The 4,158-nt window shown below is 56.3% G+C and carries 3 protein-coding genes; all 3 read right to left on the bottom strand.

What is annotated here, in order from left to right; translation table 11 throughout:
* Window positions 1–157: 157 nt before the first annotated feature.
* A complete protein-coding gene (locus RX972_RS28980) occupies window positions 158–1,459 on the bottom strand; it encodes an Nramp family divalent metal transporter (RefSeq protein WP_316880709.1) in 1,302 nt (433 codons plus the stop codon).
* Window positions 1,460–1,763: 304 nt separating this feature from the next.
* On the bottom strand, window positions 1,764–2,045 hold the full coding sequence (locus RX972_RS28975; protein ID WP_122704854.1) for a hypothetical protein: 282 nt from the start codon (window positions 2,043–2,045) through the stop codon (window positions 1,764–1,766).
* 153 nt (window positions 2,046–2,198) lie between these two features.
* Window positions 2,199–3,728, bottom strand: coding sequence for a histidine ammonia-lyase (hutH, locus tag RX972_RS28970; RefSeq protein ID WP_027902418.1), 1,530 nt, complete (start codon window positions 3,726–3,728; stop codon window positions 2,199–2,201).
* Window positions 3,729–4,158: the final 430 nt, after the last annotated feature.

The following is a 4,158-nucleotide window of genomic DNA, read 5'->3' as shown; positions in this document are numbered from 1 at the left end:
CGTATGTCACACCTTAGAGACTAACCCTTCTCCTTGGTGCAGGAGCAACATACAAGGAGCTGCCGAAGGCTGCGATGCAGTTTGTCAGGTAAACCGCGATCGCCGCCCCGGCCACTCCTGGAGGAATGGGTTCAGATCAGAAGAGCCATTTCGTCCCTCAGCTCAGCAAATCAGTCCCCAACTGGAATGCTACCCACAACGCCAGACCTGTCGCGAATACCAGAGCAATGTTCTCGAACAGGTTGTTGCGGTATTGCTTGTCGAGCAGCTTTTTCTGGTTGGACATGATCAGCAGGCCCAGAGAAATGATTGGCAGACCAATGATGTTCAGTGCATTCACGCCGATGGTCAGGGTCACGAAGTCCGGCATGCCCGGCAGCGACCACACCAGTGGAGTGACTAGAATGAACAGCATGAACCATTTGTGCATCGGGTCTTTGTGGAACTCCTTCCCGAATTTCTCGCGACGTTTCGGGAGGATGTGCTGGAACGCATCGGTGATCAGCATCGGGAAGGCCGTTGTCTTGCCCGCGATGCTGGCGAATAGCGTTGCGAACACGCCAACAAAGAAGATGTACCAGCCCGCCGAGCCGAAGAACATTTCCAGGGCTTTGCCCAAGTCCTGCAAGTTAGTCACCTGAATGCCGTTCGGACGCAGAATTTCGGCACCCACAACCCAGATAGCCAGGTTGATGATAATGCCGACGAATACCGCAAACAGCAGATCATTACGCTGCATGCGCTTGTGTTCAGGGCCGATCCAGCCTTTTTCGCGCATTACATACGGGTGTACGAAGTTGGCGATGGAGCCGGCAACTGCCCCAATCACCGAAACCGCCACCAGCAGTGCGCCGTGTACACCTTCATCCGGTGGAATGCTGAAACCTATGGTGCCTTTGAGAATGCCGACCATATCCGGCTTGGACATGATTGCCAGTGCCAGAAACGCCAGGGTCATCAGCGCCAGCAAGCCCTTCATGACGCCTTCAATCATGGTGTAGATGTTGCGTCCCACCAACAACCAGACCGCTATCACGACCGCGAAAGAGCACAGCAACGGTTGGTTGATATGCAGCAACATGGCCAGTGCTTCGCCTGCGCCCTTGATCATGTAGGCATTGATCAAATGCCCCATGAGCAAGGCGTAGCCGAGCATGAACCAGGCAAAGATTGGATGAAGTTGGGCGTAACCTTCGAGGATGCTCATGCCCTTGTTATTGCAGAGCTGGAAGCGGGCGATGATGTTGACGATGAGGAATCTGAGGAGCAGCGAGACCGCCAGCACCCACATCATGGCGTAGCCGTAGTTGGCGCCTGCCACTGAAGAGGTGATCAGATCACCGGCCCCCAGCCATGACAGCACCGCGATAATGCCGGGGCCAAGAAGCTTGGTGACTTTGGCAAAGACCGATTCACGCGCAGCAGTAGCTTTTTTATCGACTGAGCTGGTGCTCGTCATAGGAGTATCCCCATTTGTTATTTTTAGTGAGACGGATGCAAGTCGAACATAACGTCAGACGTCGTACAACATCAGATTTTTGATGGAGTGTGTGCAGATGTTTCGGTGGGAGAGGGTAGCGATTGCAACGGTATGCGGGTTTGCAGGACGTGACATATGAAGTTCGACGTGGGGCCGGCTTTAGCCTGAAACAGGCCGATACAGATGACGCATCTGTATCTTAAAAAAGCCGCCCTCCCGGCTAAAGCCGGTTCCACGTCAATATGTCTGGGTGGATGCCGTCCATGACACAGAAATCGCCTATCTAGCCTCCGTCAGTATCAATATCTGCGTCCTTGCCTTGCGTTGGATGCAGGTTGTTGGGGACTTTTTCCGGTTTTTCTTCAGGCTCGTAATCAGGCGTGTACGTGTTACCACCTGATTCCTGATTCTGCTCAAACTGGGTGTCAGGCTGGCCCTGCGGCTTACCTTGAGATTGAGAGTCGTACCCCTGAGTCTGTTGCTCCTGGGTAGGCGTATCGGGGGCATCATCCGGTTTGATCGCCGGGTCGTTGCGGTCGACTGGATCCTGATTTTGATCGCTCATTGTTCACCTCTGATTATTGTTCAGCTGCGATGGCTTACAAAAATCTGAGGACGTTGCGCCGAGGTCGTTCGATCAATGTGACGACTGGCAACTGATCCGTTATGGATGAGCACCATCCTTGCGGATGGCGCTCATTCAATGACGTAAGCGTTATCAGCCGTAGAGACGCTCAAATGGCAGCCAGCGTGCAAATGCACCTTCTTCCACCCAGGCACGTGCTGCTGCAATGTCCGGAGCGAAGTAACGATCTTCGTCGTAGTGGGCGACTTCACTGCGGATCATGGCCAGCACTTCGCTGAGTTTTTCCGAGGTGCGCAGCGGTGCGTGCAGATCTACGCCTTGCGCCGCTCCCAGCAGTTCAATCGCTACCACCGCGCTGCTGTTGCCCGCCATATCCAGCAGGCGCCGCGCAGCAAACGTTGCCATGGATACGTGGTCTTCCTGGTTGGCTGAAGTGGGCAAGCTATCGACCGACGCAGGATGGGCCAGGGTCTTGTTCTCGGATGCCAAAGCTGCTGCCGTAACCTGCGCAATCATGAAGCCCGAATTCAGACCGCCTTCCTTGACCAGAAACGCAGGCAAGCCGGACAACGCCGGGTCTACCAGCTGTGCGATGCGGCGCTCCGAAAGTGCTCCTATTTCCGAAATCGCCAGGGCCAGCACATCGGAGGCCATGGCGACCGGTTCCGCATGGAAGTTACCGCCTGACAACACGTCGCCATCAGCGCTGAATACCAGCGGGTTATCGGACACCGCATTGGCTTCGCGCAGGAAAACTCCCGCAGCGAAACGCATGTGATCAAGGCATGCGCCCATGACTTGTGGCTGGCAGCGCAGGGAATACGGGTCTTGTACGCGGCCGCAATCCACGTGCGACTTGCGTATCTCGCTGGTAGCCAACAGTTCACGATACAAGACTGCCACGTCGATTTGGCCGGGTTGACCGCGTACCGCCTGAATACGTGGGTCGAACGGTACGTCGGAGCCTTTCAAGGCTTCGACACTCAGGCTACCGGCGACCACGGCTGCGGTGAAAAGCTTTTCCGTGGCAAACAGACCACGCAGGGCCAGAGCGGTGGAGACCTGGGTGCCATTGATCAACGCCAGACCTTCTTTCGGGCCCAGTACCATGGGCTCGAGGCCCGCCAGCGCGAGACCTTCGACCGCGTCCATTTCGCGACCCTGATGACGTACCCGACCCACCCCGATCAGCACGGCTGACATGTGCGCCAGCGGTGCCAGATCCCCTGAGGCACCCACTGAGCCTTGCGACGGGATGCATGGATAAACCCTGGCAGCGTAAAGCGCGCTCAACGCCTGGATGACTTCCCAGCGAATCCCGGAGAAGCCTCGGGCGAGGGAGCCGACTTTCAGCGCCATGATCAGCGCAACGCTGGCGTCATCGAGCAGCGGGCCGGTGCCGGTGCAGTGTGAAAGCAGCAGATTACGTTGCAGTCTGGCCAATGATTCGGTGGGGATCGACGTGCGTGCCAGCAGGCCAAAGCCCGTGTTAATGCCATACACGGTGCGTTGGTTGGCAATGATTTCGTTCACAGTGCGGGTGCTGGCGTCGACCACTTCACGGGCAGATGGATCAAGCTCGAAAGGGCTTTGCTGCTGATAAATGGCGCGCAACTGATCGAGATTGAACTGACCTGGCTTGAGTAGAAGTGCTGCTGGCATGGTGCGCTTTCCTGCTTGAGTTGTAGTTTTTTGCCGAACCGGCCCGGGAATTATCCACGAGGTCGGATACTTGAGTTATATCATCCTGTATATACAAGATAAGGCAAAAGCCGGGCCAAGCAAATATGTTCCCGGTTTTGTTGGACTGTAGAGGATTTGTATTGGTGGGCTGCGGCGTGCCTGTCACCGAAGGTGGCATCGACTGGTGCGGGATGCCCGGCTTTGGGGCGGCTGGAAACGTTTGAGTAGCATGAATGAGTTCTGCAGGATCGCGATCCTGCAGGTGACGCCAAAGAATTTCTGTGGGAGCCGCCCCGGTGTCCCTGACACCACGCTGTCGCGCTGCAAACACCGACCCTGTAGGAGCGCGCTTGCCCGCGATTCGGTCTGTCAGTCGATGAATATATTGCCTGTGCTGACGCGATCGCGG

The sequence above is a fragment of the Pseudomonas syringae group sp. J309-1 genome (assembly GCF_032582135.1).
GTDB lineage: Bacteria > Pseudomonadota > Gammaproteobacteria > Pseudomonadales > Pseudomonadaceae > Aquipseudomonas > Aquipseudomonas quasicaspiana.
This window is presented reverse-complemented; position numbering and strand designations above follow the sequence as displayed.